General features: G+C 79.0%; 2 protein-coding genes. Both read right to left on the minus strand.

Annotated elements, in window-relative coordinates; translation table 11 throughout:
* A partial coding sequence (locus VER05_RS06355; RefSeq protein WP_324844538.1) for a DUF222 domain-containing protein occupies positions 1-898 on the minus strand: 898 nt, incomplete at its 3' end.
* A gap of 168 nt (positions 899-1,066) precedes the next feature.
* On the minus strand, positions 1,067-4,561 hold the full coding sequence (locus VER05_RS06360; RefSeq protein ID WP_324844539.1) for a DNA polymerase III subunit gamma and tau: 3,495 nt from the start codon (positions 4,559-4,561) through the stop codon (positions 1,067-1,069).
* Positions 4,562-4,606: the final 45 nt, after the last annotated feature.

Consider the following 4,606-nt stretch of genomic DNA (forward strand, 5'->3'; position numbering starts at 1 on the left):
CGTCCCCGACCACCAGGTCGCGCAGGCCATCCGCCCGCAGCTGGTCCAGGGTCCGACCGTCACCGACCGCCTTCGCCGCGCGGGCCGCGTGGTCCAGGACCCCGTCGACCCGGGTCGCGTCCTCCGCCGCGAGCACCAGCCACATCGACGCCATCCCGTCCGCCTGCGCCCGCGGGTGCGTCGCCCGGCGGGTGCATCGGGCCCGCTCGTGCCGGTCCGCGGCGCCGTCAGGATCGGCCAATCGGATCTCGCGCTGCACCCGCTGCCGCAGCTCGGCCACCGAGCACTGGTCGGCGTCCGGCAGCACGGCGTCCTCGACCGCGTGGGCCACCTGGAACGACTGGTCGGTCAGCGCCGCGGCCAGCACCTCGGCCTTGGCGGCGTCGACGTGACCCGCCTCCAGCGCCTCCTGGGTCGCGCCGAGCAGCCCGTCCAGCACGACCGCCCGGCGCACGACCCGGTTCGCGGTCATCCGCGCCCACCCGAGCCGCATCGCCAGCTCGTCGCCCGCCACGCTCGTCTGCGTGGGCGGGGCACCGGCCAGCGGCGACCAGTCCGGGCGCATCTCCTGCCGGCTGGCGAGCTCGGCGACCGCGGCCAGCTTGCGGGCGTGCAGGTGGGACTCCATCCGGTCGAGCGCCGCGACGACCTCCACCAGCACCGTCGGGGACACCACGCGCTGGTCCAGTCCCCGCAACCAGGCATCCAGCACCGGGCCGGGCGGGCAGGACGCGATGGCCTCGACCTGCCGCTGCTCACTGGTCCGCGGCGCCCGACCCGCCGCCACCACCGGGTCCGGGCCGAAGTCCGTCAAGCACGTCCCGTCCGCCGCGTAGACCGGCAGCACCGGGGCGGCGACCACGTCGCCATCCGGGTGTTCCTGCAGGTCAGATGCCATAACGCAACACTACCGACGGCCACCGACACGCCCTCGGCGACGAACCGAGCCCTGGGGACGGAGCACCACCACCGCCCCTGTGGAGGACTCGGCGCCCGCACGAGGCGCCACGCCGGCTCGCCGAGCACCCCGGCGGAAGGAGTCGGAGTGGCCCGATCCGAGGTCAGGTCAGAAGCCCTCGTCCACCGGCTCGTCGATGACGGTCGCGCCCAGCGCCTGGGCGAGCAGCGGGATGCCGGACAGGGTGCTGGAGCCGATGTCCGGGTCGTCCATGGACGGCTCGTCGTCGGCCCAGGCCACGCGCGGCGCGGTCGCGACGGAACCGCCGCCGGCCGCGGCGGCTCGGGCCGCCGCGCGGACGCGGTCGGCGCCGCTGGTGGGCGCCGGCGACGGTGCTGCCGTCGCGGCCGCGGCCGGTCGGGAGGGCGCCGCGTACGGGTCCGGGCCGGGATCGGGGGGCAGCGGGACGTCGCGGGCCCAGTCGTCGTCCGGGGGCTCGGGGGCGCCCGGGTCGTCGGGGTGCGGGTCCCACGGCGGCGGCGCACCTGGGTCGGTCGGGGCCGGACGGGCGGCGGGGCGGCCGGAGCCGGACGCGCGCGTGGCGGGCCGGTCGTCGGAGCCGGAGCGGTCGTCGGAGCCGGGACGAGCAGCAGGGCCGCTCGCGGCGGCACCCGGGGCGGCCGATCCGGCGAGGGCCTCTGCACCGCGGGCCCGCGCGGAGGCGGGAGCGCCGTCGACACCGGGTCGACCCGGTCCGTCGGCGCGCGCCTCCGCGGACGCGACCCGGTCGCGGGCCGCGGACGCGGGGTCGTCGGGACGCGCGCCGTCACCGGAGTCGGCGGCCGGGGCGCCGGGGGTGCTGGACGCCGGACGCGCGCCGCCGAGCGGCGCGACCGCGGGCCAGCCGTCGTCGGACACCGCGACCACCGGCGCGGGCGGGCGCACCGGCGCCGCCGCGGGGGCGGAACCACCGGACGGCGAGCCGCCGCGGACGGGGGCCCCGGGAGCGGCGTCGCCGGCGGCGGAGCGGGCGGACGCGGAGTCGCCCGGGGCACGGCCTGCGGATGCGGGCCCGTCGGCCTCGGGGCCGCCCGACGCGGGGCCTCCCGACGCAGGACCGCCGGGCACACTGCCGCCCGATGCGAGGTCGGCAGACACGGTTTCGGCGGACGCACGCTCGCCCGCCGCGACATCGCCCGCCGCGATGTCGCCCGACGCACGGTCGCCCGCCGCGACATCGCCCGACGCACGGTCGCCCGATGCATGCTCAGCCGCGATCTCGCCCGACGCACGCTCGCCGAACGCCTCGGCACCGGCTCCCTCGCGCGCCACGCCTCCGCGCGCCGCGTCCTCGCGCACCCCGCGCCCGTCGGCAGCCGCCGCGCGGGAGGGGTCCCCGGCAGGGTCCCCGCCGTCGGCACGGTCGTCGGACGCGCCGTCAGCAGCGCCCTCGCCCGCGGTGCCGCCGCCGGCGGGAGTCACGGTCGCCGAGGACCAGGGGTCCGCCGCGTCGGGGTCGTCGTCCGCGGGCGCGTCGACGCCGGACGGCCCGGCCGCGGGCGCGTCGTGCGGCGCGCGGGCCGCCTCCACGGGGCTGGGGACGGGCGCGGGTCGCGCGGCGGGCGCGTCCCACGACGCGGCGGCCTCGGCGGACGACGGCGCACCCCCGCCACGAGCGGCGGGCGCGGGGCTCGGCGCGGGACCGGACCCGGGCCGCGGGGCGGCGGGACCGCCGCCGGAGAGCACCGGCTCGACCTTGACGCTGAACCCGAGGGTCTCGCGGACGGCCTGCTGCACGAGGTCGGCGTGCGGCCCGGAGCGGAACGCCGAGGCCAGGCCGGGCGCGCCGAAGCCGAGCTTCAGGGTCGTGGCGTCGAGCTCGACGACCTGGGCGTTCTGGCTGATCAGCACCCAGGTGGTCTTCTTGAGCCGGGCCAGGGTGTCGAGGACCTCGGGCCAGCGCCGGCGCAGCATCTCGGTGTCGCCGCCGCCGGGGGCGCCGGCCGGGCGCTCGGCGGGGGCGACGGGCTCGGCCGTCGGCACGTCGTGCGCCATCGGGCGCTCCTCGGCGGCCGGAGCCGGCGGAGCAGCCGGAGCGGCCGGAGCCGCCGCGCGGGCCGGCTCGGCGACCGGCGCGACCTCGGGCTCGGGGTACCGCTCGTCCGCCGGCGCGTGCTCGGGCTGCCGCCCGGCGGTCGCCTCCGCGTCCTCGGCGGGCCCGGGGCGGCGCTCGTCGGGTCGCTGCTCCCCCGCCGCGCGCTCGCCCGACCCGGACGCCTCGGCCCCGGAGGCGTCGCCGGCGCCGGCGCCGACCGCGTCGTCGCCCTGGGCGCTCCCCGCGCCGGACGCCCGCAGCGTCTCCTCCGCCGCCCGCACCTCGGGCGCGGGGCTCGGCGGCGGCGTCACGACGGCCACCCGCTCGACCGGCGCGGCGGGTGCGAACGCCGGCGCGGCGACGGGCGGGGCCGTCGCGACCGGCGCGCCGGCCGGCCCCGACGCCGCGCGCACACCCTCGCGCTCCAGCCGGTCGACGCGCGCACCGATCCCGGCCGCGGAGTCGTCGAGCACCGGCAGGAGCAGGCGCGCCATGAGCAGCTCGAGGTGCAGCCGCGGCGAGGTCGCCCCGGTCATCTCGGACAGCGCGGCGTTGACCAGGTCCGCGGACCGGGACAGCTCGGCGGCGCCGAGGTGCGCGGCCTGCTGCTGCATGCGGGCCATCTGGTCGCCGGGCACGTCGCGCAGCACCGCCGCGGCGGCGTCGCCGGAGGCCGCCAGCACGATGAGGTCGCGCAGCCGCTCGAGCAGGTCCTCCACGAACCGCCGCGGCTCGTGGCCGGTCGAGATGACGCGCTCGACCACGCGGAACGCGCTCGCGCCGTCGCGGGCCGCGATCGCCTCGACCAGGTCGTCCAGCAGGGAGGCGTGCGTGTAGCCGAGCAGCGCGACGGCGTCCTCGTACACCAGCCCGTCCGGCCCGGAGCCGGCGATGAGCTGGTCGAGGACGGACAGCGAGTCGCGCACCGAGCCGCCGCCGGCGCGCACGACGAGCGGCAGCACGCCGGAGCCGACGGTCACGCCCTCGGTGGTGCAGAGCTGGTCCAGGTAGCCGACCATGACGTCCGGCGGCACGAGCCGGAACGGGTAGTGGTGCGTGCGGGAGCGGATGGTGCCGATGACCTTGTCCGGCTCCGTGGTCGCGAAGATGAACTTCACGTGCTCCGGCGGCTCCTCGACGATCTTCAGCAGCGCGTTGAAGCCCTGCGGCGACACCATGTGCGCCTCGTCGAGGATGAACACCTTGTACCGGTCGCGCGCGGGAGCGAACGTGGCGCGCTCGCGCAGGTCGCGCGCGTCGTCGACGCCGCCGTGCGACGCCGCGTCGATCTCCACCACGTCGAGGCTGCCGGGGCCGCCGCGGGCCAGCTCGACGCAGGACGGGCACACGCCGCACGGGGTGTCGGTCGGGCCCTCGGCGCAGTTGAGGCAGCGGGCCAGGATGCGCGCGGACGTCGTCTTGCCGCAGCCGCGTGGCCCGGAGAACAGGTACGCGTGGTTGGTCTGCCCGGTGCGCAGCGCCTGCCGGAGCGGCGCGGTGACGTGGTCCTGGCCGACGACCTCCGCGAAGGTCTCGGGCCGGTAGCGGCGGTACAGGGCTGTCGTCACCCCAGAACTCTAGAGGGGACGGGCGACATCCCGGGACCCGCCCGA

The sequence above is a fragment of the Cellulomonas sp. genome, from assembly GCF_035634735.1.
In the GTDB taxonomy this organism is placed as follows: Bacteria; Actinomycetota; Actinomycetes; order Actinomycetales; family Cellulomonadaceae; genus Cellulomonas.